Origin of the sequence: Flavobacterium sp. FlaQc-47, assembly GCF_044006475.1 — a bacterium.
Lineage (GTDB): Bacteria > Bacteroidota > Bacteroidia > Flavobacteriales > Flavobacteriaceae > Flavobacterium.
In genome coordinates this window covers 777,795-802,771 of record NZ_JBIPCQ010000002.1, presented here as the reverse complement: position 1 = coordinate 802,771, position 24,977 = coordinate 777,795, and the positions used below count along the sequence as shown (strand labels likewise).

Genomic DNA, 24,977 nt, shown 5'->3' with positions numbered 1-24,977 from the left:
AATAAAATCTTTCGTTGCACTTTTTTCAATAAATAAGTAACAGAATTAAAAAAATGAATCTATTTTACTTTGATCTTTTATACCTTTGTCAGCAATGAAAAGAAAACAGCTCATATCAAGTGTTTTTCTGGCTTTAACATTATTGTTCTCAATATTGTTTCAGTCCATACACAGTTATGAGCACATTGTAAAGCAACTTTCAGAAAAACAATGCCATCACAATTATAATGACCCAAGTGGTGAAATAACGCATCAACATCATGATTATGAGTTGTGTTATGTGTGTCATTTTGTGTTTGGAAGTTATATTGTACCTCAAGAATTTGCTTTTCAATTTCACAATTACCCTATCGAAATTCCATATTTTTTCTCTCTTTCAGAAAAAATATTTTCCCTTTCAGAATGCCCGTATTTATTACGAGGTCCGCCCGCAGCTATAGTTTCTTAGTCTCGAATATATTCGAAATAAACAAAACTCTTTTAAATCTAATTCAAAAATTAGAAAGTTTCCCCATCTTGAAATTATCAGGATCGGCAAATTTCCCTATTATTTTGCTTTTTGGTTCAAGGAGAAAATCAATTTAACTATAGCATTATTTTCAAATGAAAAAATTAATAATTGCCTTAATTTTAGGCTTTTCGAGCTTTCTTTCGGCTCAAAATACAGTTTCAGGAACCGTAACAAATCTTGAAAACCAACCATTAGCAAATGTATCTGTTTATGCAGCAGAATTACATAAAGGAACAACAACTGATGAAAACGGAAAATATGAATTTAAAAATCTTCCAAACGGAAGTTTCCGACTTACTTTTACTATCGTTGGATTTACAACTCAAAGTAAATCAATTTCTAAACTCTTAAAAGAAAACACAATAGACATAACTTTAACGGAATCTATTTTTGAAATGGATGAAGTGGTGGTTTCTACTCCTTTTAATAAGTTGCAATCGCAAAACGTTATGAAGGTGGAACATGAAAGTATTAAAACTTTGCAGCAAAAAGGAACATCGACTTTAATTGAAGGTTTGGCAACGATTCCGGGGGTTTCGCAAATTTCTACCGGAACTTCTATCGGAAAACCGGTTATTCGCGGATTGAGCGGAAATCGTGTTTTAGTGTATTCTCAAGGTGTTCGTATTGAAAATCAACAATTTGGAGACGAGCATGGTTTAGGTTTAAATGATGCCGGAATTGAAAGTGTTGAAGTCATTAAAGGACCTGCCTCTTTATTATATGGTTCTGATGCACTGGGTGGTGTTTTGTATTTTAATCCTGAAAAATTTGCTGATGCGAATACTTTTAAAGCAAATTTCAGTCAAAAATATTTTACAAATACACAAGGAAGTAATTCTTCTATTGGATTAAAAACATCTACTGATAACTGGAAATTTCTTGCTCGCGGAAGTTTCAACACACATTCTGATTATAAAATTGCCGATGGTGATCGCGTAACCAATACTCGTTACAATGAAACTGATTTTAAAACCGGAATTGGATACAGCAACTCTAGTTTTTCAAGTGTTTTAAGATATAACTATAACAAACTTGATCTTGGAATGCCGGAAGATGGTATTGCAGAACAATCTTCAAGTAAAAACACCTTGTTTCCTCGTCAGGGAATTTTCAATCATTTATTGAGTTTAAACAATGTTATCTTTTTTGAAAACTCAAAACTTGATGTTGATTTGGGTTATATTGCCAATGACAGAAGTGAGTTTGAAGACAGTAACGAGGCTTCGCTTCATATGAAGCTGAATACTTTTAATTATAATGCTAAATATCATTTTCCTAAACTTGGAAAAATTGAAACAATTTTGGGCGTACAGGGAATGCATCAGACAAATAAAAATTCAGGTGAGGAATATTTAATTCCGGATGCTACCACTAATGATTTTGGCGTTTTTGGAACTGCAAATTACGAATGGAATAATAGTGTTGTACAAGCTGGACTGCGTTTTGACAACCGAAATGTTACTTCGCAAGCTCACGGAACTGAAGGTGAAGAAGGTTATTTTCTGCCTCTGGATAAATCATTTGATAGTTTTAATGCTTCGTTAGGATATAAGACAAAACTTGCTGAACCGTTAACGCTTCGATTGAATGTGGCGACTGGTTTTAGAGCGCCAAACTTAGCAGAATTAACTTCAAACGGTGTTCATGAAGGAACTAACAGATATGAAATAGGAAATGCTGATTTAAAAACGGAACAAAACGTTCAGACAGATTTAAATTTAGAATATAAAAACACGCATTTTGAGTTTTTCATTAACGGATTTTATAATCATATCAACAATTACATCTACACTTCGCCAACTGGAGAAACTCGTGATGACAATGATGTTTTTGCTTATACTCAGGACAATGCAAAATTGTATGGTGGTGAAGTTGGTTTTCACTTTCACCCGCATCCGCTTGACTGGCTGCATTTTGAAACCAGTTTTGAAACTGTAACGGGTAAAAAAGATAACAATGATTATTTGCCGTTAATTCCGGCAAACAATTGGAACAATACTTTAAGAACTGAATTTAAAATTAAAAACTGGTTTGAAGAGGGATATGCGTCTTTAAACGTTTCCTCTACTTTCAATCAGAATAATGTGAGTGGTTTTGAAACGGCTTCAAATGGTTATACTTTGGTAAATCTTGGCTTTGGAGGAACGGTAAAATTGGGGAAACATGCTTTTGACGTGAACCTGAACGGAAACAATTTATTGGATAAAAAATATATTGCGCACTTATCAAGATTAAAAACAGACGGTATCCCTAATATTGGTAGAAATATTGTTCTGGGAGTTAACTTTAACTTATAAATTATTTTTTCACCATATAAGTTATATAAGTTCATTTTAGTTTTAGCATGCTTATATTTACTTATATCACTTATATGGTTTAAATTATTTTTCACAACATAATTTGTTATTTTTGTTACAACCGTTTAAACTTAAACAATGAAAAAAACTTTTCTATTAATGGCAATTACTACTGCAGGAATTTCATTTGGACAAAATAAAATTCAATATCCACAAACAAAAAAAGGCGAAACAGTTGACGTCTATTTTGATACAAAAGTAAGCGATCCGTATCGTTGGCTTGAAGACGACAAATCTGCTGAAACAGGTGCTTGGGTAAAAGCTCAAAACGAAGTTACTTATGGCTATTTAGATAAAATCCCTTTTCGTGATGAACTTAAAAAACGCATGGAAAAATTGTGGAATTACGAAAAAATCAGTGCCCCGTTTGTAGAAGGAAAATTTACTTATTATTCTAAAAACAACGGACTTCAGAATCAATCTGTTATTTACAGAAAAGGAACAGATGGTAAAGAAGAAGTTTTTTTAGATCCCAATACTTTTTCTAAAGACGGAACAACTTCGCTTGGAGGTTTAGATTTTTCTAAAGACGGAAACAAAGCTGCATATGCAATTTCTGAAGGTGGAAGCGACTGGAGAAAAGTTATTATCATTGATGCTTTGTCTAAAAAAGTTTTAGAAGACACGCTGGTTGATGTAAAATTTAGTGGAGTTGCATGGCACGGAAACGAAGGTTTTTATTATTCAAGTTATGAAAAACCAAAAGGGAGTGAATTATCCGCTAAAACAGATGAACACAAACTGTATTTCCATAAATTAGGAACTTCTCAAAAAGAAGATAAAGTAATCTTTGGCGCCGATAAAAAACGCAGATATATTGGCGGTTATGTTACTGAAGATGATAAATACCTGGTAATTTCTGCAGCTAATTCAACTTACGGAAATGAATTATATATTAAAGATTTAACAAAACCAAACAGTCCGATTGTTACGATTGTAGATAACTTTAACAGCGACAATCAGGTGATAGAAAATGAAGGAGGAAAATTATTTATTGAAACTGATTTAAACGCACCCAACAAACGTGTTATTACAGTTGATGTAAGCAATCCAAAACCTGAAAACTGGAAAGACGTTATTAAAGAAACCAAAGATATTTTATCTCCTTCAACGGGTGGTGGGTTCTTTTTTGCCAATTATACTAAAGATGCGGTTTCGTTTGTACAACAATACGACTACAGCGGAAAATTAATTCGTGAAATTAAACTTCCGGCGATAGGAACTGCAACTGGATTTGGAGGAAAAAAACACGAAAAAACATTGTACTATAGTTTTATGAATTATACAACTCCGGGATCGATTTATTCACTGGAACCAAAATCAGGTAAATCTGAAGTGTATCAAAAACCTGTAGTTGACTTTAAAAGTGACGATTACGAATCAAAACAAGTATTCTATACTTCAAAAGACGGAACAAAAATCCCGATGATTATCACCTATAAAAAAGGAACAAAATTAAACGGTAAAAATCCAACTATACTTTACGGTTACGGCGGATTCAATATTAGTCTGACTCCGAATTTTAGTATTGCTAATGCTGTCTGGTTAGAAAATGGAGGAGTTTATGCCGTTGCCAATTTAAGAGGTGGCGGTGAATATGGCAAAAAATGGCATGATGCGGGAACTAAACTGCAAAAGCAAAATGTATTTGATGATTTTATTGCTGCAGGCGAATATCTAATTGCTCAAAAATATACTTCATCTGATTTCCTGGCGATTCGCGGAGGTTCTAACGGAGGTTTATTAGTTGGAGCAACAATGACGCAACGCCCGGATTTAATGAAGGTTGCATTACCGGCTGTTGGTGTAATGGATATGTTACGTTATCATACTTTTACGGCTGGCGCAGGTTGGGCTTTCGATTACGGAACTGCTCAGGACAGTAAAGAAATGTTTGAATATCTTAAAGGATATTCTCCGGTACAAAACGTAAAAAAAGGGGTTAAATATCCGGCGACTATGGTTACAACCGGTGATCATGATGATCGTGTTGTTCCTGCACACAGTTTTAAATTTGCTGCCGAATTACAAGAAAAACAAACGGGAGATAATCCGGTTTTAATTCGTATTGATGTAAAAGCAGGTCACGGAGCAGGAAAATCTGTTGCCGCAATGATTCAGGAAAGTGTAGACATTCAGGCGTTCACGCTTTACAATATGGGATTTAAGGCTTTACCGAAAAAGTAAACTTTAGTCTATTTTTTTATAGCCACAGATTAAAGGATTAAAATGATTCTCTAATTTGTGGCTTTTTTTTTGGCACGAATTTCTCGAATTCACACGAATTTTTATTTTTAGGTCTGCTTAATTTTTTCACGCAGATTTTGCAGATTAAGCAGATACTATGTGGAAAAATCTGCTTAATCTGCGTGAAAAAATAATTCGCGAAAATTCGTGTAATTCGTGGCAAACCTTTTTTAAAACTTTTTTCACGCTCCCGATAACTATCGGGAGCGTGAAAAAATAATTCGCGAAAATTCGTGTAATTCGTGGCAAACCTTTTTTAAATTTGAGAAACTAAAAAACCAGAAAGATGAAAATTGTTAAATGGGGAATTATAGGTTGTGGAAATGTAACCGAAGTTAAAAGCGGTCCGGGTTTTCAGAAAACGCCCAACTCGGCTTTGGTTGCCGTTATGCGAAGAGATGCGGCTCTTGCCGAAGATTATGCCAGACGCCATAATGTACCTAAATGGTATTCGAACGCTGTTGATTTAATTAATGATCCGGAAGTTGATGCTGTTTATATTGCTACGCCTCCATCCTCTCATAAAGAATATACTATTTTATGTGCTAAAGCAGGAAAACCGGTTTATGTAGAGAAACCTATGGCTTTAAATTTTGAAGAATGTAACGAAATGATCAGCGTTTGCAAAGAACACAATGTTCCGTTATTCGTTGCGTATTACAGAAGAAGCTTACCTAGATTCCTGAAAATAAAAGAACTGATTGATCAAAATAAATTAGGCAAAATCAGACACGTAAATTGCGTTTTATATCATCCGTTTGAAGAACGTTATGATGACGATATTAATTTACCCTGGACGGTTTTACCACACATTTCAGGTGGCGGAATATTCGTTGATTTAGCTTGTCATACCTTAGATTTTCTTGATTTTGTATTGGGTCCAATAAAGTCAGTTCGCGGACATGCAAGTTCTCAGCTTCTTGCTTATCCTGCGGAAGATTCTGTTTCGATGTCTTTTTTATTCGAAAACGGAATTCACGGAACCGGTTTATGGAACTTTGCCAGTTTTGAGCGTTACGATAATACTGATATTGTTGGGGATAAAGGAAAAATATCTTTCTCTACTTTTGGAAATGATCCACTTGAGATTCAATATACAAATGGAGAAAAGGAAACTATTACAATCGAAAATCCGCTTCATATACAGCAGCCTTTTATAGAAACTGTTGTTGAAGAGCTTTTAGGCAAAGAAGGTTTTTCTCCATCAAAAGGAACCTCAGCCGCAAGAACAACCTGGGTCATTGATGAAGTTTTAAAGGAGTTTAGGGATTCTAAAAAATAATAATTCAACCTGTTGTTCCTTAGTCTAGCAAAGTCGCTAAATGGCAAATTTTTCTCTCAATTTATGTCATTTCGACGAAGGAGAAATCACACTAGAAATTACGCAAAGAAAATCGCCAATCTTTGTCGACCTGCTAACGAAGATCCCTCATGCCTTTTGATGACAAAAAAACATAAAAAAAGCCACTTTTCAGTGGCTTTTAATCTATTCAAACCTTATTCAACATCTAAATAAGGATTTAAAATTTCTGCTAATTCGTTTAACCAATAATAACCATTTTCAAGGGTTGTTTTTTCAGTTTCAAGGGTTTCGCATTCTCGCATTAGGCTTAAGGCAAGAATGTGATTTACTTGCCTGATTGTTTTTGCCATTTCTTTGGGATCAATCGATTGGCTGAAAAAATCAGTTAATCTCAATTCTGCTTCTTTTGAAAGGGTGTTTGTAATCATAATCTTAACTTTAGGGAAATATAAAACCCGCATAGCTAAGGTGTCCTACGCAGTTAAGTGCGTTACGGCTGTTTCCAATACCGCCACCATACCACACGGGTAAAAAATTTTTCTGATTTCATAAACTTAACTATTAGGGCCGAAGATACCAAAAAAGCCTTATGATTTGTATGGTTTTTCGTTATGAATCTAAAATGTTTTAAATTTAGTCTGCTTATTGGCGTGGGCTTCGAGTACGCTCAGCCAGTAAACCCGACAGGTTTTAAAAAACATGTTGGGTTTCGCGAACGGACGAAGTAAATCACATTAACATTTACCTAAATATGATATATCATTTCTCCTTCGTCGAAATGACAAAAAAGCACAAAAAAAGAGGATATTCTAACGAATATCCTCTTTTTTATAAAGTATAAAACTATATAGATTATAGGCTGTATTTAAGACCTAAAGTCAAACCTAAACCTGAAATTCCTACGTAAGTACTAACGTCATCAGTAGCTTTTGTATTATCAAAACCAGCTGCATTAGTTACTTTACTATTTGAAGTAGAATTGATTGACTCAACATATTTCGTATGACTTGCAGAGTATGATGCATCAGGACGGAAAGTAGTGGCTACATTTAATTTGTCTACACCATTTTCAGTGTAAGTTTCAGTTTCTTTAGTTTTTCCGTGTACAGTAAAGTTACGGTATTCTAATTCTGCGAAAGCTGAGATATGTTTTCCTAATTTATAAGATGTACCTATAGAAGCCATAAAACCAAGTGAAGGATTAGGTTTTACAACATCTTTTGAATAAGCTTCTGTTGTAGCAACTTTATTAGCACCTACAAAAGTAGAATATGTTCTGTCTGTTTTAATATCTAATGTACCGTGAACTGGAACAATAACCCCAACTTTTGTATAAGGTTCAAATCCATGAGCCTCTCCTAAAAACATTACTAAAGCAGGAGCTAAATCAAAAGCTTTGATTTCTCCTTCTGCAGTAAAACTTAAGTAAGTAGCAGCTGGACTTGTAGCTGGATTGTATGAAATAAGTCTGTCTGTAGTTTGCGCCATTGTTTTGCTATTACTAATGTAGTAATTTGCTGCCATCTCAACTCCTAAACGTGTTGAAAAACGGTAACCTGCAGTAATTCCGCTTCTAAAACCTTGTCCAAAAGAACCAGTTACTCCTTCTCTTGAAACCAATTTATTATTTGCTAAAGTACCAGCATATACATCTCTGTTTGGTAATTGACCTCCAACTGTTGGAAATTCTGTTGAAGCGGTCTGGTTGAAATAAGATCCACCCAATTTAAAATACCATGACTCTGGTTTATCTGCTTTTTCTGTTTGCGCCATTGTGGCCATAGAGCAAACTAATAATCCTAGTAAAAATAGGTTCTTTTTCATAATTCTGATTTAATTAATTTGTACAAACTTAGATTATTTTAACACAATCTTATAATTTGCATTGTTAGACTTGGTACGAAATCGTTGTAATTTTAAGCAATATTACTAAAAAAGTATTATGCATGCATATTTTTAACTTAAAAAAAATGCATTCTATTAAATTTTAACTGTTAAAATTTAGTTTAGCTTAAAATTTACCTGCATTTTCTCTAATTCTATCAATAGTTCTGTCGAAATCTTAATTTTTAACCTGCGACTTGGCATCGTTAATTTAGTTACTACCTTAATTTCTTCTACTTCATTGACTTCCTGAATTTTAGTTTCTTCAACTGGAGTGTCTTCATTTTCACTTTCATTTTCGTCAACAAAAACAGCATCATCAGCTTCCTCAAAATCAGTAGCGGTTTCAACCTGAACGAGACGTTTTATTTTTTCTAACTCCATGATTTCAAAAGTCACGGTATTATCTCCTTTATTTGCATTAAATAATTGGCTCAGGTTATGAATAAACTCTGTTTGCAAATCTTCTATATTTAAAAGTAAAACCAGTTTTTTAGCAAAAGCTTCCAGAATATCCTGCAATTGTCTTATTTCAACAAATTGCATTCTTGGATCTGACTTTTTACCTGTATCGTGATTTACCCAGCCATCTTTTATTACTATTTTTAGAAAGGCAAAATTATTCTGAATCAGGAAATGACGGAACTTTAAATATTCTTCACCAAAAATCTTGAACTCATAACTTTCATCATATCCTTCTAAATTGAATACTGCCCAACCTTTTCCGTTTTTGGCAACACGATGCTGAACATTATTTATGATTCCGGCAAAATTTAGATTTTTACCTACATATTCATTCATGCTTTTCAGGGCTTCTAATCGGGCATTACAGAAGTATTTCATCTCGAATCTAAAGTCATCAAGAGGATGTCCTGAAATATAAATCCCGACAACTTCTTTTTCTTTGGCTAATTTTTCCATCGTGCTCCAGTCTTCACAAGGAGGCACAACAGGCTCGTCAATTTGCACTTCACTTGCTTCTCCAAACAAACTCACTTGTGATGAATTTTCGTTTTCCTGAAACTTTGATCCATAACGAATTGCTTTTTCATAAAAGGTAATTCCGTCACCATCATCATGAAAATATTGCGCTCTTGTTGTTCCTTCAAACGAGTCAAAACCTCCCGCCAAAGCCAGATTTTCGATCGCTTTTTTATTCGCAGCACGCAAATCGATACGTTTCGCCAGATCAAAAATCGATTTATACTTACCGTCTTTTCTGCTTTCTACAATGGTTGCTACAGCTCCGGAACCCACTCCTTTAATAGCGCCCATCCCAAAACGGACTGCATATTCATCATTTACGGTAAACTTATAGAATGACTCATTTACGTCTGGCCCTAAAACCTGTAATCCCATTCGTTTGCATTCTTCCATAAAAAATGATACTTGTTTAATATCATTCATATTATTAGAAAGTACCGCTGCCATATATTCTGCAGGATAGTGTGCTTTTAAATACGCTGTTTGGTAGGCAATCCAGGCATAACAAGTCGAGTGCGATTTGTTAAAGGCGTAACTCGCAAATGCTTCCCAGTCTTTCCAGATTTTCTCTAAAACTTTTGCATCGTGACCTTTTTTTGCGGCTTGTTCCACAAATTTGGGTTTCATTTTATCCAGTACATCTTTTTGTTTCTTACCCATGGCTTTACGCAAAACGTCGGCTTCACCTTTTGTAAAGTCAGCCAGCGATTGCGACAAAAGCATTACCTGCTCCTGATAAACGGTAATTCCGTAGGTTTCTCCTAAATATTCCTCGCAGGCATCTAAATCGTATTTGATTTCCTCTTCGCCGTTTTTTCTTCTTACGAAAGATGGAATATATTCTAAAGGTCCCGGACGATACAAGGCATTCATGGCAATTAAATCTCCAAAAACCGTTGGCTTCAGATCTTTCATGTATTTCTGCATTCCGGGTGACTCGTATTGAAAGATTCCAACAGTTTCTCCTCTCTGGAAAAGCGCATAGGTTTCTTCATCATCAATCGGGAATGTATCCGGATCCAGATCGATTCCGTTTCTGTATTTTACCAGTTTAACGGTATCTTTTATTAAGGTAAGGGTCTTCAGACCCAGAAAGTCCATCTTCAGCAATCCTGCACTTTCTGCAACCGAGTTATCAAACTGTGTTACATACAAATCAGAATCTTTTGCGGTGGTAACAGGAACGAAATTCGTAATATCAGATGGCGTAATGATTACCCCACAGGCGTGAATTCCGGTATTTCGCATCGATCCTTCGAGGATTTTTGCCTGTTGAATGGTTTCTCCTGCCAAATCATCTTCATTGGCAATGGCGATCAATTCTTTTACATTATCAAATTCATCAGAACGAAGTGCTTTTTTTACCTCGTCTTCATTTTCAGAAATAAAACGCGCCAAATTCCATTTTGACGGCATCATTGCCGGAATCAGTTTTGCAATTCTGTCGGCTTCAAACAATGGTAAATCCAACACACGCGCCGTATCACGAATCGCTGATTTGGTTGCCATTTTACCATAAGTAATAATTTGCGCAACCTGATTTTTTCCGTATTTATTGATTACATAATCCATTACACGACCACGACCCTCGTCATCAAAATCGATATCAATATCGGGCATGGATACACGATCCGGATTCAGGAAACGCTCAAAAAGCAAATCGTACTTAATAGGGTCAATATTGGTAATTCCTAAACAATAAGCAACGGCAGAACCCGCTGCAGATCCACGTCCCGGCCCTACCGAAACGTCCATATTTCTGGCTTCTGCGATGAAATCCTGAACAATCAAAAAGTAACCCGGATATCCGGAATTCGAAATCGTTAATAACTCAAAATCCAGACGTTCCTGGATAGATTCTGTAATTTCGCCATATCGTTTTTTAGCGCCCACCATGGTCAGGTGACGCAAATATTTATTTTCACCACGAACTCCGCCATCGGCTTCGTCTTCAACCACTACAAACTCCTGCGGAATATCAAATTTAGGAAGCAATACATCTCGGTAAAGCGAGTAAATCTCGACCTTATCGACAATTTCCTGAATATTGATAATAGCTTCTGGTAAATCAGCAAAAAGTTTTTTCATCTCTTCAGACGACTTATAATAGTATTCCTGATTCGGTAATCCGTAACGATATCCACGACCACGACCAATTGGCGTAGCTTGTTTTTCACCATCTTTTACACACAACAAAATGTCGTGAGCATTGGCATCTTCCTTATTTAAATAATAGGTATTGTTTGTCGCAATTAATTTGACATTGTGTTTTTGAGAAAACTCAATCAGGGTTTTGTTTACGCGATTTTCGTCTTCCTGATTGTGGCGCATAACCTCTAAATAAAAGTCATCGCCAAATTGCTGTTTCCACCAAATCAAAGCTTCTTCGGCTTGATTTTCACCCACGTTCAGGATTTTACTCTGGATTTCTCCGTATAAATTCCCTGACAATACCATGATATCTTCCTTATATTGCTCGACGATTTTTCGATCAATTCTTGGAACATAATAAAATCCCTCTGTAAAAGCAATCGACGACATTTTCGCCAGATTATGATACCCTTTTTTATTTTTGGCTAATAACACAACCTGATTTCCGTTGTCTTTTTTACTTTTATCAAGATGATTGTCGCAAACATTAAATTCGCAGCCTACAATTGGTTTTATTTCGGTTTCTGTTGGTTCTTCACCTGCTTCAACCAAAGCTTTATTTTTTCCTGATGCGGCTTTATTGTGATTCATAACGGCACTCACAAAGTGAAAAGCACCCATCATGTTTCCGGTATCGGTCATGGCAACGGCCGGCATTCCGTTTTTGGCTGTAGCCGCAACAATATTACCAATTCCTATAGTAGATTGTAAAACCGAAAACTGAGTATGATTGTGTAAATGCGCATATTTTGCCGTTTTAAAATCTTCTCTGTCAGAATGTGAAACTGTAGTTTCTTTACCAACAGATTCTAAAGCTTTTAGCTGCTCCCTGATTTTATCAGAAGCCGCTTTTAAGTTGATGTGTTTTAAACCAATTAACGGAAATTCCTGTGGGTTTCTATTTTGGAACTCCTTGAAATAATCCTTTGGAACATCCAGTTCTTCTTTGGTAAAAACTTCTCTTCTTATTAATTCTAAGAAACAACGCGTAGTTGCCTCAACATCGGCAGTTGCGTTATGCGCTTCTGCAAAAGGTTTATTAAAAAGATATTCGTGTAACTCTGTTAATGTTGGCAATTTGAATCTTCCTCCACGACCTCCCGGAAGTTTTAGTAATGAAGCCGTAACCTCAGTACAAGTATCTAAAACCGGCATAGAACCCATTTGAGAATCCACTCCCATCCTATGAAATTCGGCTCCCATAATATTAACGTCGAAACCTAAATTCTGACCCACAATAAATTTGGTTTTGCTTAATGCAATGTTGAATTTCTCTAAAACTTCTGCCAAAGTGATTCCATCGGCTTCAGCCAATTCGGTTGAAATTCCGTGAATACGCTCCGCATCATACGGAATATTAAATCCGTCAGGTTTAACCAAATAATCCTGATGTTCGATAAGCGTTCCCATTTCGTCATGAAGCTGCCAGGCAATCTGAATACAGCGAGGCCAGTTATCAGAATCAGTGATTGGAGCATCCCAACGTTTTGGTAATCCGGTAGTTTCGGTATCGAATATTAAATACATAAGTTTAAATAGCAAAAATTAAATTCCAAATTCCAAAATTTCACCACATAAATACTTGATTATATGGAGGATAAAAAATTGTCTTATAGAAAATGGAGCAAGTTCAAATTTACGCTTTTTTTGGAGATAGAAAACGGTTAGCTCCTTAAAAAGTGATTCTTATTAAGTAATCAGTTTTTCTCTTAAAATTCGCGAAATTTGATAAAAATACACTTCTTGGATGTCGTAGTATTTCAAGTAAAGAATAGTATAAAAACGTGCTTTCAAATGTTCTTTTATTATCCTGAAAAGGCGTTTTAATGCAAAGCTCTAAAAATTAAAAAATGAATTCAAACATAACAATTATTACTATTTTTATCGTTTTTGTTATATATTTTTTACCATATAACAATAATTTATGATTATTTCGAAATAAATTTGACAACTATTAAAAAACACAGTGTTAAAATCAAAATTCACTAAAATAGAAAAGTAAAACCAATTTATATTCATTCTACAATCAAATTCAGTTACAAAAAACCCAATCCCAATTTGTATTTTGGTTTGGGTATCGTATATAATGAAATATTGAAATTGACGAGCTTATATCTTTTTATAATTTTGTTTTTCTATTATAATGAGCAGGAAATTGCTGTGGTTAGAAATTACAATTAAAAAAAATAAAAAATGAGTAAGACATTATTTGACAAAGTATGGGATTCACATGTAGTGCGTAAAATTGAAGATGGACCGGATGTGTTTTTTATTGACCGTCATTTCATTCATGAAGTTACAAGTCCCGTTGCTTTTCTAGGATTAAAAGCAAGAGATGTTAAGGTTTTATATCCTGAACGTACTTTTGCAACTGCAGATCACAATACACCAACCATAAACCAACATTTACCAGTTGAAGATGCTTTATCTGCCAATCAGCTTAAAGCGCTTGAAGATAATGCTGCCGAATACGGAATTTCGCACTGGGGTTTAGGTCACATTAAAAATGGAATTGTACACGTAGTTGGTCCTGAAAACGGAATTACTTTGCCAGGTGCTACTATTGTTTGTGGTGATTCGCACACGTCTACTCACGGTGCCTTTGGAGCGATTGCTTTTGGTATCGGAACTTCTGAGGTTGAAATGGTGCTTTCTACACAATGTATTATGCAGCCAAAACCAAAGAAAATGCGCATTAACGTGAACGGCGAATTGAGCAAAGGTGTTGGTCCAAAAGATGTTGCCCTTTATATTATTGCACAATTAACTACTTCCGGAGGAACGGGTTATTTTGTTGAATACGCCGGAGATGTTTTCGAAAATATGAGTATGGAAGGTCGTATGACCGTTTGCAACCTAAGTATCGAAATGGGTGCTCGTGGCGGAATGATCGCGCCTGACCAAAAAACTTTTGATTTCCTGGAAGGACGTTTATATGCCCCAAAAGGTGAAGCGTGGACAAAAGCTGTAGAATACTGGAAAACTTTAAAAACGGATGCTGATGCTGTTTTTGATGCTGAATTAAACATCAAAGCATCGGATATTGAACCAATGATTACTTACGGTACTAACCCGGGAATGGGAATTGGTATCTCAAAACATATTCCGAACGCCAATCAAGTTGAAGGTGGTGCCGAAACATACAAAAAATCTCTTGCCTACATGGGCTTTGAAGAAGACGACGTAATGATTGGAAAACCAATTGATTATGTTTTCTTAGGAAGTTGTACAAACGGTCGTATTGAAGATTTCAGGGCTTTTACAGAAATTGTAAAAGGAAGAAAAAAAGCAGATAATGTTACTGCCTGGTTAGTTCCGGGTTCTCACGTTGTTGAAGCTCAGATTAAAGAAGAAGGTTTATTAGATATTTTAACCGAAGCTGGTTTTGTATTACGTCAGCCGGGTTGTTCTGCGTGTCTGGCAATGAACGATGATAAAGTTCCTGCCGGAAAATATGCCGTTAGTACATCAAACAGAAACTTTGAAGGCCGTCAGGGTCCTGGATCCAGAACATTATTAGCGAGCCCAATTATGGCCGCCGCTGCTGCTGTTACCGGAAAACTAACTGACCCGAGGGAGTTATTTTAATTCCGCTGTAAGCTTTAAGCAATAGGCTTTAAGCAAAAAACACAATACATAATACACACCTGTAGGAAAAGCCTAAAGCTTAAAGCCTACAGCCTAAAGCAAAAAAAACAATGGCATACGATAAATTTAATATACTTACCAGCAGTGCAGTGCCGCTGCCAATTGAGAACGTAGATACAGATCAAATCATTCCGGCTCGTTTCCTGAAAGCTACAAAACGTGAAGGTTTTGGAGACAATCTTTTTAGAGACTGGAGATATAACGGAGACGATTCTCCAAAAGCTGATTTCGTTTTAAACGATTCAACTTATAGCGGAAAAATCCTTGTTGGAGGAAAAAACTTTGGTTCAGGATCTTCCAGAGAACACGCGGCATGGGCAGTTTACGATTATGGTTTTAGAGCTGTAGTTTCTAGTTTCTTTGCCGATATCTTTAAAGGAAATTGTTTAAACATTGGTGTTTTGCCGGTTCAGGTTAGCCCTGAATTTGCTGATACAATCTTCAAAGCAATCGAAGCTGATCCTAATACGCAATTAGAAATCAACTTACCCAACCAAACGATTACTTTATTGGCAACGGGGCAATCTGAATCATTTGCTATTAACGGATACAAAAAGAACAATATGGTTAATGGCTTTGATGACATTGATTATCTACAAAATATTAAAGAAGATATTGTGGCTTTTGCCGATAAACTTCCTTACTAAAAAATCTGGTTCAATCTATTTAGACCCGACAGGTTTTTGAAACTTGTCGGGTTTTTCTAAATTAAAGTAGAAAATACAGAACGCGGATAAAACAGATTGCTATCGCAAAAACACGAAAAAAAAACGGATTATCTTTTAGCTAAAGGAAAAATCCGTGATAATCTGCGTTTTTGCAAAGTGAATTAGTAAAATCTGCGTCAAAATTAAAATATGGGATATCAGTACTATCCAAAAAGTCAGAAATATAGAATATCAATATGGAAAAAAGAAAAATTGAAATAATGGATACGACGCTTCGTGATGGTGAACAAACCTCCGGAGTATCTTTTTCTGCTGCAGAAAAACTGACCATTGCACAATTATTGTTAGACGAATTAAATATTGATAGAATCGAAATTGCTTCGGCTCGTGTAAGCGAAGGAGAATTTCAAGCAGTAAAAGGCATTACATTCTGGGCAACCGAGAAAGGATATATTAATAGAATTGAAGTACTTACATTTGTTGATGGCGGTGTTTCAATTGACTGGATGATAAAAGCGGGTGCAAAAGTGCAGAATTTGTTGACTAAAGGTTCAATGAATCACCTAACACATCAATTAAAAAAAACTCCGGAACAACACTTTTCTGAAATTGCGCAAATCATCGCTTTAGCGAAAGAAAACGATATTGAAACTAATGTTTATCTGGAAGACTGGAGCAACGGAATGCGAAATTCTCCTGAATATGTGTTTCAGTTTCTTGATTTTTTATCTACTCAGCCTGTAAAAAGAATTTTACTACCGGATACTTTAGGCGTCTTAATTCCGTCCTTGACATTTGAATTTATTTCGAAAATCAGAGCAAAATATCCGCAGATTCATTTTGATTTTCATGCTCATAACGATTACGATTTAAGCATTGCTAATGTTATGGAAGCCGTAAAAGCAGGCATAAACGGACTTCACGTTACCGTAAACGGAATGGGAGAACGTGCCGGAAATGCGCCGCTTGAAAGCACCGTTGCCGTTATAAACGATTATCTGCCAGAGGTTAGCATCAATATCAAGGAAACTTCTTTATACACCGTAAGCAAACTAGTCGAAACTTTTACCGGATATCGAATTCCGGCTAACAAACCAATTGTGGGTGACAATGTTTTTACGCAAACTGCCGGAATTCACGCTGATGGAGACAATAAAAATAATTTATATTTTAACGATTTACTTCCGGAACGCTTTGGGAGAAAACGAAAATATGCTTTAGGAAAAACTTCGGGCAAAGCCAATATCGAAAAAAACCTTCAGGAATTAGGCCTAAAACTGAACAATGAAGATTTGAAATTGGTTACCCAAAGAATCATCGAATTAGGCGATAAAAAAGAAACGGTTACTAAGGAAGATTTGCCATACATCATTTCAGATGTTTTGGACAGTCATACTTATCAGGACAAAATTACAATCGAATCCTATATATTAATTCATTCCAAAGGAACACGTCCTTCAACAACATTAAGCTTAAATCTTGACGGAGAAATCATTGAAGAACACGCTCAGGGCGATGGACAATTTGACGCTTTCATGAATGCACTAACAAAAATCTATAAAAGCAAAAAAATGACTTTGCCAAAATTGATTGATTATGCTGTTCGAATCCCTCCGGGAAGTAGTTCAGACGCTTTATGCGAGACTATTATCACCTGGATCAATGACAGCGGAAAAGAATTTAAAACAAGAGGATTAGATTCTGATCAAACAGTTGCAGCGATTATCGCAACTCAAAAAATGTTGAATGTGATTCCTTAAAGAAAGGTCCAAAGGTTCAGAGCTACAAAGCTACAAAGGTTTCCAATCTTTGGTTTTTTTAAACTTTGAACCTTTGGACCTTTGCCTCTTTGAACCTTAAAATTAACAAATACTTAAAAAAAATGAAATTTAACATAGCCCTTTTAGCCGGTGACGGAATCGGACCAGAAGTAATTAATGAAGCTGTAAAAGTATCTGATGCTATTGCAAAAAAATTCAATCACGAAATAACATGGACACCAGCTTTAACCGGAGCTGCTGCAATTGATGCAGTTGGAGTTCCTTATCCTGATGAAACACACGAGGTTTGTATGGCTGCCGATGCGGTTTTATTCGGAGCAATTGGTCACCCAAAATATGATAACGATCCAAGCGCCCCGGTTCGTCCGGAACAAGGTTTATTATTGATGCGTAAAAAATTAGGTTTATTTGCTAACGTGCGCCCTACTTTTACATTTCCCTCTTTAATTGATAATTCTCCTTTAAAAAGAGAGCGAATTGAAGGAACTGATTTAGTTTTCTTAAGAGAATTAACAGGCGGAATCTATTTTGGAGAAAAAGGAAGAAGAGACGGTGGAGAAACTGCTTTTGACAATTGTGTTTATACAAGAGCCGAAGTGCAGCGTTTGGCTAAAAAAGGTTTTGAATTAGCGATGACTCGTAGTAAAAAATTATGTTGTGTTGATAAAGCAAACGTTCTTGAAACTTCACGTTTATGGAGAGAAACGGTTCAGGCAATGGAAAAAGATTATCCTGAAGTTACGGTTTCATACGAATTTGTTGATGCTGTTGCCATGCGTTTGGTACAATGGCCAAACTCTTATGATGTATTGATTACTGAAAATTTATTTGGAGATATTTTAACCGATGAAGCTTCTGTAATTTCAGGTTCAATGGGATTAATGCCTTCTGCTTCTGTTGGAGAGCATACTTCATTATACGAACCAATTCACGGATCTTATCCACAAGCAACCGGATTAAATATTGCTAATCCGTTAGCCACTATTTTATCTGCTGCAATGATGTTCGAAGATGCTTTTGGGTTAAAAGACGAAGCTGAAGCGATCAGAACAGTTGTAAACAAATCATTAGAACAAGGAATTGTTACTGAAGATTTAGCTGTAAAAGGAAGTAAAGCATACAAAACAAGCGAAGTTGGAGACTGGCTTGTAGAAAATTTATAATTTGTTTCAAGTTTTATTTGTTTCAGGTTTCAGGTTGCGCAACCTGAAACTTGAAACGTGAAACAAAAAAATAAAAACTGAAACAAAATTTACCTCATAAAAAAAGGGATCAACTTTCGTTGATCCCTTTTATATATTTAGAAAAAAATATTAATATCCTCCTCTGTTACCACCACGGTCATTTCCACCACGGCTGTTTCCTCCACCATAACCTCCGCGTGAATCTCCACCACGACTGTTATTGTTGAAGCTTCTTCTTTCACCTTCAGGTTTCGGTTCAGATTTATTAACAACAATTGCACGACCTTGAACAGTAGCTCCGTTCAATTCATCAATTGCTTTTTGAGCTTCTGCATCGTTTGGCATCTCTACGAAACCAAAACCTTTGCTTCTTCCAGTAAATTTATCTGTAATAATTTTAACTGAATCTACTGCTCCGTAAGCCTCGAAAGACTCTCTTAAATCTGCTTCCTCAATACTGAATGGAAGACTTCCAACAAAAATGTTCATATGTACTTATTTATAATAATGTAGCAAATGTAGTCTTATTTTTTCTGTAATCTACTATATATTAGTTTATTTATGTTTTTATTTGGATTTAAAAAAATAAAAATCAATAAAATCGAACAATCTTAAATTCAAAACTTAATATTAATACTCTAAATTAGGAGAAACCGGAATTTTATAAAAGACCCCTTCTGTAAAATTAATTCCTGTTTTTTCCAGATCTGTTTCATCTACATTTAGTGCATTAAATTTAAATGTTCCTGAAATAGTCTGATTTTCAACATTGTACTCCGTTACTGTTATTTGCCCATTTCCTCTGTTTTCTCCCGTTGTAAATTCTTCAGATTGTGCAGGAAGAGTATTAGAATAAGATGCTGTAGTTAAATTATCAACACCCAGAATATAAGTTTCTTGAGATGGCGACGGTATATTGAAAGTTACTTTTTCAAACCCCAACGAACCTTCAATAATAAAAACTCCATTTGTCTGCATCTGAGCTTTATAACTTTGAGCCCTCCAAAAAACGTTATCTTTTAAACCCTGAAATGCCGGATTATTAAATTTAACATCTTCTGTACACGATGCAAACAAGAAAACAGTAATTAATAAGCAGCAGTATTTTTTCATGAGTGATAAATTTTATACAAAAATATTTTATTTGAGATAAATAATTTAAAATTACGCTTAAAAGCAGTCAAAAACGTTAAAAATCAGCCCCGCTAATTTTTAATATATTTTGAAACGGAAAATTGATAAAAAAATTATATCTTTGCGCCCTTAATTAACAGAGGTCGAGTACCTCAAAATTTAATCATACGATTATGTCAGTAAAAATTAGATTACAAAGACACGGTAAAAAACAAAAACCTTTTTACTGGGTTGTAGCTGCGGATGCACGCTCAAAAAGAGATGGTAAATACTTAGAGAAAATCGGTACTTACAATCCAAACACAAACCCTGCAACTATCGAATTAAACATTGATAGTGCTGTAAAATGGTTGCACAATGGTGCACAACCTACTGATACAGCCAGAGCAATTCTTTCTTATAAAGGTGCTTTATTGAAACACCACCTTGATGGAGGTATTCGTAAAGGAGCTTTAACTCAAGAACAAGCTGATGCTAAATTATCTGCTTGGTTAGATGCTAAAGCTGGAAAAGTTGATGCTAAAAAAGAAGGTTTAACAAAAGCACAGGCTGATGCTAAATCTAAAGCTTTTAAAGCAGAACAAGAAGTTAACGCTAAACGTTTAGCTGCTGCAGCTCAAGCTGAAGCTGATGCTATCGCTGCTGCAAATCCTGCAGTTGAAGAAGAAGTTGCTGAAGTTGAAGAATCAACTGAAGAAGCTCCTGCTGCTGAAGAAAATAACGAAACAACTGAAGCATAATTATATTTAGCGGGAATGCGTAAAGAAGAATGTTTTTATTTAGGTAAGATCGCTAAAAAATTTAGTTTCAAAGGTGAAGTCCTGGCTTATTTAGACACGGATGAACCTGAGTTATACGAAAATCTGGAATCAGTGTTTGTTGAATGCAACAAACACCTGGTTCCTTTTTTTATTGAAAAAAGTTCCTTACATAAAAACGATTTTCTTAGAATTCGTTTTGAAGATATGAACACCGAAGAAGATGCAGATGCCATTATGGGTAACGCAATCTATCTCCCTTTGAATATGTTACCAAAACTTACAGGTAACAAATTTTATTTCCATGAAGTTATCGGTTTTGAAATCGAAGACCAGCGTTTAGGCGTGTTTGGAAAAATTGCTGCTGTCAACGATACAACTGCACAGCCACTTTTTGAAGTTTTAAATGGTGAAGTAGAAATGCTGATTCCAATGATTGATCATTTTCTTGTAAAAATTGACCGCGAGAATAAAAAAGTGATCATGAATTTACCTGAAGGATTGGTTGAAATGTATTTGTAAAAAGTTTATTTGTTTAATTGGTAAAACTGTTTAATCGAAACAGAAAATTTATCTATCTATCAAAGAAAACAGCAGTCATTAATTTTAAACCTTTAATTTGATGTTTCAATTTAAACAATTTTCAGTTACACAAGATAAAACTGCTATGAAAGTAGGAACCGACGGCGTTTTATTAGGTGCCTGGGCTCCTATTAATCATAATCCGTTTAGTGTACTTGATATTGGTGCAGGAACCGGAATTATTGCTTTGATGCTTGCTCAGCGAACTCATGCGGAACAAATCGATGCTCTTGAAATTGATGAAGATGCTTATGAACAAGCCGTTGATAATTTTGAAAATTCTCCGTGGGGCGATCGCTTATTTTGTTTTCATGCAGGATTGGATGAATTTATTGAAGAGCCGGAAGACGAATACGATCTAATTGTTTCAAATCCCCCTTTTTATGCTGAAGATTATAAAACAGACAATGAGCAACGTGATTTAGCCCGTTTTCAAGATGCAATGCCTTTTGAAGAATTGGTTGAAGCAGCCGATTTATTACTTTCTGAAAATGGAATATTTGCTGTTATCCTTCCATTCAAAGAAGAAGCAAATTTTATCTTATTAGCAAAAGAATCAGAACTATATCCTTTGAAAATTACTCGTGTTAAAGGAACTCCCACTTCTAATGTAAAACGCAGTTTATTGGCTTTTAGCCGAAGTGAAAATCCAGACGTTGAAATCGACGAGTTAACAATCGAAATTGACAGACATGTTTATACTCCCGAATATATTGAGCTGACAAAGGATTTTTACATGAAGATGTAAAAACATCTTTGCCAAAGCTTGAACTCTGACAAAGATTAAACTTCCTATTTTCCGCTTTTCGCAAAAAGAACAGCCCTGTCTAAAACCTCATCTTTTCCTTGCTGGATACCTAAAATTGTTGGCTTTACCTCAATATCAGGAACAATCCCAATACGTTGAATTTCTTTTTTATCAGGATAAAAAACGCCATAACAAGTAAATGAGGAAGAAAATCCTTTTATGATCGAAAACTTATAGTTTCCTCCATCCGCACCTCCGGTTTGACTACCTATTACAGTTGTAGTTGGAGCAGTTTGCAAAGCCATAGCAGCATGTTCAGCATGACTTACAGCATTTTCATCTACTAAAACAATTACATTCCCTTTATAATAATACGGATTGATTTTTCCAAAACTTTCATTTCCTGATCTCCAAATATATCTTCCCGGAAACGTAATGTCCGAATCAATATATTTTGCATATTCTGTCGGTTTCGGATTAAGCCAATCTGCAAGCGCATACATTACACTATGGGGTTTTCTTCTGTCATCAAAAATAATGGCTTTTGTATTTTTAAGCTGACTTATTAAATTTGGAACATCTTCAATATCTAAGGCATCAAAATTAACATACCCAATATTCCCTTCTAAAATTTTCCATTTTTCTTTTTTATTAGGATATTCAATTTTTAAATCTTGATATTTATATCTATTAATTGATTTTACAGCTGTTTTACCATCTCTTAGAAATTCAATTTCAACTGATGTTGTTTTTCCATTAAAAATAATCCAATATGCATTTTTTAAAACTGATGGCTCATTTGATCCTTCAACGTACTTTCTGTTTTCTTTTATAATTTCAGCGATAGTTTTTCCTTCTACTTTTGTAATAACATCACCAATTTTTACATCACTGATCTTTGCCAAAGAATCATTTTTTAAACCAATAATTACAGCCTTCTCATCAATTATTTTAATATCAAACGGAATAAATTTGTCTCCGAAATAATCAAATAATTGCGGTGTGTGAGTTGAGGCATGTGTATCATTTATTTTTATAGAAATTTCACGCATTGCTAATACAAAATCTTTTTCTGATTCCGGGGTAATAATTCTGGGGAGGAATTCCACTAAGGTTTTGTCCCATTTTTGATCCATTTGATATTTATACGGAAAGAAATATTCTATATAATTCCAATATCTGAAAAATGCCAAAAGACGAAGATTTTTATCTGTCCACTTAAAATCCGGATATTTAACTTCATTCGTAAATTGCAAAGGCACAGCTCCACTACCTAATTCATAATTAACATAATACTGTTTGGTCTGAATTCTGTTTTCTTCAATAAATTTTAATTTTTGTGAAAGGGACTTCGAAAAAAAATTGCTTTTTGAAATCCATGACAAATCAAAGTTTTTGTCAAAATACTCCATTTTAGAAACAGGCTTAACAACATTATAAGCCTTTACTTCTCCTAAAGAACTAATCCAATTTTCGATTACTAAAGAAAATTCTTCTGCTGATTTTGCTTCCTCTATTTTTGGTAAAATCTTAAACAATTCTTCATCCCAGTTTTTACTTCCGTCAGCGACATTTGGGTGATAATATTTTAGAAATCCCCAAATTTTAGTCATTGCAGTTAATTTTTGGATTTCAGTTATTGGTTTTGAAAATGAAATTTGAAATAATAAAACAAGAACAATAAGTAAAGTTTTTTTCATTATAAAAAATAGTTTGGTTAATTAGTGGTTTATTGGTTTTTCTAAACTTGCTCAAAAATGCTTTTAAACTGATATAAAATTCTCTCGATTAATCGTAAATCTTCGGTTACAATCTCAGCACTTCCTTTCATTTCCTGCTGAAACACAATTTGTTTTTTATAAGAAGTCATTAATCCGTTTGGAAGCGCTACATCTAATAATAAATTTCCATCCTTATCAGGAACCAGAGAAATATTACGGATTTTACCTCTTAAAACGCCAAACTCACGATCCGGAAAATTCGCCAGTCTTATATTTACAACCTGTCCCACTTTTATTTTTCCGGAATTCAATGCTGGTGCTTTTACTTTTCCAACAAACCCATTTTTAGTATCGGGAATAATCGAAAAAACATTATCACCTACATTTATGGTTTGATTCTCTGTCCAGACCTGCAAAAAAGTAACAACTCCGCTAACGGATGATTTTAAAGCATACGCCAATTCCCAGTCCTTTATCACTTTTTTAAGCTGATAAAAAGATTGCGCCATGTTTCTGCCCAATGTAACTTCTTCCTTAGTACCGCTAATTTGCGAATTCTGACTCAGTTTTGAATTATCAATCAAAGACGACCTTAATTGAGAAATTGACGTTAAAAGGCTTTTATAGCTCTTTTGAGCCTGAAGATAGCCTAATTTTTTGGCTTCCATTTCCTGAGCCGAAATAATGCCTTTATTGAATAACGTTTCAAAACGTGCAATTTCATTTTTTTGAAGCTGCAATTCACTTTCGTTAATTACTTTTTGCTGTTGCAGAATTTCCAGTCTTTCCTTGATTTGAATTTTTTCAGAAACCTGCGCTCGGTTTTCTACTTCAAACGGCTGAAGATTTTTATTCAACTGTTCTGCCTGATAATCTTTTTGAAAAACAGCAAAAGCACTTTCGATTTCACCTAATTGTGCATTTTTCAGCAAAGCAAAAGGAAATGCTTTTTGGTGATTATTAATGTTATATTCATCAACTATTTTTTTTAATAAAAAAACGTCTTTGTAATTGGCGGTATTTTCGATAATGGCAAGTGTGCTGTTTTTTGACACGATAGATTTATCTTTTACCAAAATAGCTTCGATGCGTCCGGAAGATTTTGACACTATTTTCTCTGGCGGAATATTGGTTGTAATTACAATTTCAGTATTTACAACATCCGGGTATTTGATAAACCACGACACAAAAAACAGCATAAAAATGATTACGAATATTAAAACTGTTCCCCAACGGATCATCCAATGTGGTACTTTGGTGAGAATGTCCTGAACTTCTTCACTTCTGAGTTCGAATGTAGTATCTTCAGCCAT

18 protein-coding genes are annotated in these 24,977 nt (G+C 35.0%); 11 read left to right on the top strand and 7 right to left on the bottom strand.

Annotated elements, in window-relative coordinates; genetic code table 11:
* Positions 1–94: 94 nt before the first annotated feature.
* From ACHRVX_RS09400 to ACHRVX_RS09385, 4 genes are all read left to right on the top strand, one after another.
* Complete coding sequence (locus ACHRVX_RS09400) at positions 95–448, top strand: hypothetical protein (protein ID WP_395331535.1); 354 nt, start codon at positions 95–97, stop codon at positions 446–448.
* 155 nt (positions 449–603) lie between these two features.
* A complete protein-coding gene (locus ACHRVX_RS09395) occupies positions 604–2,811 on the top strand; it encodes a TonB-dependent receptor domain-containing protein (RefSeq protein WP_395331533.1) in 2,208 nt (735 codons plus the stop codon).
* 138 nt (positions 2,812–2,949) lie between these two features.
* Positions 2,950–5,058, top strand: coding sequence for a prolyl oligopeptidase family protein (locus ACHRVX_RS09390; RefSeq protein ID WP_395331531.1), 2,109 nt, complete (start codon positions 2,950–2,952; stop codon positions 5,056–5,058).
* 346 nt (positions 5,059–5,404) lie between these two features.
* On the top strand, positions 5,405–6,400 hold the full coding sequence (locus ACHRVX_RS09385) for a Gfo/Idh/MocA family protein (RefSeq protein ID WP_395331529.1): 996 nt from the start codon (positions 5,405–5,407) through the stop codon (positions 6,398–6,400).
* Between the two features lie 215 nt (positions 6,401–6,615).
* On the opposite strand, the gene ACHRVX_RS09380 is transcribed toward ACHRVX_RS09385, so the two are convergent.
* The 3 genes from ACHRVX_RS09380 to dnaE all read right to left on the bottom strand — a co-directional run bounded on the left by ACHRVX_RS09380 (position 6,616) and on the right by dnaE (position 12,967).
* Positions 6,616–6,849 carry a hypothetical protein gene (locus ACHRVX_RS09380; RefSeq protein WP_395331527.1) on the bottom strand — a complete coding sequence of 78 codons (234 nt, stop codon included), beginning with the start codon at positions 6,847–6,849 and terminating at the stop codon, positions 6,616–6,618.
* A gap of 424 nt (positions 6,850–7,273) precedes the next feature.
* Positions 7,274–8,245, bottom strand: a complete 972-nt coding sequence (locus ACHRVX_RS09375) for an outer membrane beta-barrel protein (protein WP_395331525.1) — start codon at positions 8,243–8,245, stop codon at positions 7,274–7,276.
* 177 nt (positions 8,246–8,422) lie between these two features.
* Complete coding sequence (gene dnaE, locus ACHRVX_RS09370; protein ID WP_395331523.1) at positions 8,423–12,967, bottom strand: DNA polymerase III subunit alpha; 4,545 nt, start codon at positions 12,965–12,967, stop codon at positions 8,423–8,425.
* A gap of 666 nt (positions 12,968–13,633) precedes the next feature.
* Here dnaE and leuC point away from each other — a divergent pair.
* The 4 genes from leuC (at position 13,634) to leuB (ending at position 18,700) form a co-directional block, all read left to right on the top strand.
* A complete protein-coding gene (gene leuC, locus ACHRVX_RS09365; RefSeq protein ID WP_395331521.1) occupies positions 13,634–15,028 on the top strand; it encodes a 3-isopropylmalate dehydratase large subunit in 1,395 nt (464 codons plus the stop codon).
* A gap of 110 nt (positions 15,029–15,138) precedes the next feature.
* Positions 15,139–15,735: a 3-isopropylmalate dehydratase small subunit gene (gene leuD / locus ACHRVX_RS09360; RefSeq protein ID WP_072955274.1), complete on the top strand. Its 597-nt coding sequence runs from the start codon at positions 15,139–15,141 to the stop codon at positions 15,733–15,735.
* 257 nt (positions 15,736–15,992) lie between these two features.
* Entirely contained in the window at positions 15,993–17,516 is a 1,524-nt protein-coding gene (locus ACHRVX_RS09355; RefSeq protein ID WP_395331519.1) for an alpha-isopropylmalate synthase regulatory domain-containing protein, read from the top strand.
* A gap of 122 nt (positions 17,517–17,638) precedes the next feature.
* On the top strand, positions 17,639–18,700 hold the full coding sequence (gene leuB / locus ACHRVX_RS09350) for a 3-isopropylmalate dehydrogenase (RefSeq protein ID WP_395331517.1): 1,062 nt from the start codon (positions 17,639–17,641) through the stop codon (positions 18,698–18,700).
* 150 nt (positions 18,701–18,850) lie between these two features.
* On the opposite strand, the gene ACHRVX_RS09345 is transcribed toward leuB, so the two are convergent.
* Positions 18,851–19,210, bottom strand: a complete 360-nt coding sequence (locus ACHRVX_RS09345) for an RNA-binding protein (protein ID WP_026982652.1) — start codon at positions 19,208–19,210, stop codon at positions 18,851–18,853.
* Positions 19,211–19,351: 141 nt separating this feature from the next.
* A complete protein-coding gene (locus tag ACHRVX_RS09340) occupies positions 19,352–19,834 on the bottom strand; it encodes a DUF6252 family protein (RefSeq protein ID WP_395331515.1) in 483 nt (160 codons plus the stop codon).
* Positions 19,835–20,028: 194 nt separating this feature from the next.
* On the opposite strand from ACHRVX_RS09340, the gene ACHRVX_RS09335 reads away from it, so the two are divergent.
* The 3 genes from ACHRVX_RS09335 to ACHRVX_RS09325 all read left to right on the top strand — a co-directional run bounded on the left by ACHRVX_RS09335 (position 20,029) and on the right by ACHRVX_RS09325 (position 21,943).
* Positions 20,029–20,595: a 30S ribosomal protein S16 gene (locus ACHRVX_RS09335; RefSeq protein ID WP_395331513.1), complete on the top strand. Its 567-nt coding sequence runs from the start codon at positions 20,029–20,031 to the stop codon at positions 20,593–20,595.
* Positions 20,596–20,610: 15 nt separating this feature from the next.
* Positions 20,611–21,135, top strand: a complete 525-nt coding sequence (rimM, locus tag ACHRVX_RS09330) for a ribosome maturation factor RimM (protein WP_155076699.1) — start codon at positions 20,611–20,613, stop codon at positions 21,133–21,135.
* A gap of 100 nt (positions 21,136–21,235) precedes the next feature.
* Positions 21,236–21,943 (top strand): tRNA1(Val) (adenine(37)-N6)-methyltransferase, encoded by a 708-nt coding sequence (locus tag ACHRVX_RS09325; RefSeq protein WP_395331511.1) that lies wholly within the window; start codon positions 21,236–21,238, stop codon positions 21,941–21,943.
* Between the two features lie 44 nt (positions 21,944–21,987).
* On the opposite strand, the gene ACHRVX_RS09320 is transcribed toward ACHRVX_RS09325, so the two are convergent.
* Together ACHRVX_RS09320 and ACHRVX_RS09315 are read right to left on the bottom strand one after the other, a co-directional pair.
* Entirely contained in the window at positions 21,988–23,643 is a 1,656-nt protein-coding gene (locus ACHRVX_RS09320) for a S41 family peptidase (RefSeq protein WP_395331509.1), read from the bottom strand.
* Between the two features lie 41 nt (positions 23,644–23,684).
* Positions 23,685–24,977, bottom strand: a complete 1,293-nt coding sequence (locus tag ACHRVX_RS09315) for an HlyD family secretion protein (RefSeq protein ID WP_395331507.1) — start codon at positions 24,975–24,977, stop codon at positions 23,685–23,687.

Coding starts and splice junctions, on each gene's coding strand:
- ACHRVX_RS09390 (WP_395331531.1), top strand. CDS start 2,950: ATGAAAAAAACTTTTCTATTAATGGCAATTACTACTGCAGGAATTTCA.
- ACHRVX_RS09340 (WP_395331515.1), bottom strand. CDS start 19,834: ATGAAAAAATACTGCTGCTTATTAATTACTGTTTTCTTGTTTGCATCG.
- ACHRVX_RS09325 (WP_395331511.1), top strand. CDS start 21,236: ATGTTTCAATTTAAACAATTTTCAGTTACACAAGATAAAACTGCTATG.
- leuC (WP_395331521.1), top strand. CDS start 13,634: ATGAGTAAGACATTATTTGACAAAGTATGGGATTCACATGTAGTGCGT.
- ACHRVX_RS09315 (WP_395331507.1), bottom strand. CDS start 24,977: ATGGCTGAAGATACTACATTCGAACTCAGAAGTGAAGAAGTTCAGGAC.
- ACHRVX_RS09345 (WP_026982652.1), bottom strand. CDS start 19,210: ATGAACATTTTTGTTGGAAGTCTTCCATTCAGTATTGAGGAAGCAGAT.
- rimM (WP_155076699.1), top strand. CDS start 20,611: ATGCGTAAAGAAGAATGTTTTTATTTAGGTAAGATCGCTAAAAAATTT.
- leuD (WP_072955274.1), top strand. CDS start 15,139: ATGGCATACGATAAATTTAATATACTTACCAGCAGTGCAGTGCCGCTG.
- ACHRVX_RS09395 (WP_395331533.1), top strand. CDS start 604: ATGAAAAAATTAATAATTGCCTTAATTTTAGGCTTTTCGAGCTTTCTT.
- ACHRVX_RS09335 (WP_395331513.1), top strand. CDS start 20,029: ATGTCAGTAAAAATTAGATTACAAAGACACGGTAAAAAACAAAAACCT.
- leuB (WP_395331517.1), top strand. CDS start 17,639: ATGAAATTTAACATAGCCCTTTTAGCCGGTGACGGAATCGGACCAGAA.
- ACHRVX_RS09320 (WP_395331509.1), bottom strand. CDS start 23,643: ATGAAAAAAACTTTACTTATTGTTCTTGTTTTATTATTTCAAATTTCA.
- ACHRVX_RS09380 (WP_395331527.1), bottom strand. CDS start 6,849: ATGATTACAAACACCCTTTCAAAAGAAGCAGAATTGAGATTAACTGAT.
- ACHRVX_RS09355 (WP_395331519.1), top strand. CDS start 15,993: ATGGAAAAAAGAAAAATTGAAATAATGGATACGACGCTTCGTGATGGT.
- ACHRVX_RS09385 (WP_395331529.1), top strand. CDS start 5,405: ATGAAAATTGTTAAATGGGGAATTATAGGTTGTGGAAATGTAACCGAA.
- dnaE (WP_395331523.1), bottom strand. CDS start 12,967: ATGTATTTAATATTCGATACCGAAACTACCGGATTACCAAAACGTTGG.
- ACHRVX_RS09375 (WP_395331525.1), bottom strand. CDS start 8,245: ATGAAAAAGAACCTATTTTTACTAGGATTATTAGTTTGCTCTATGGCC.
- ACHRVX_RS09400 (WP_395331535.1), top strand. CDS start 95: ATGAAAAGAAAACAGCTCATATCAAGTGTTTTTCTGGCTTTAACATTA.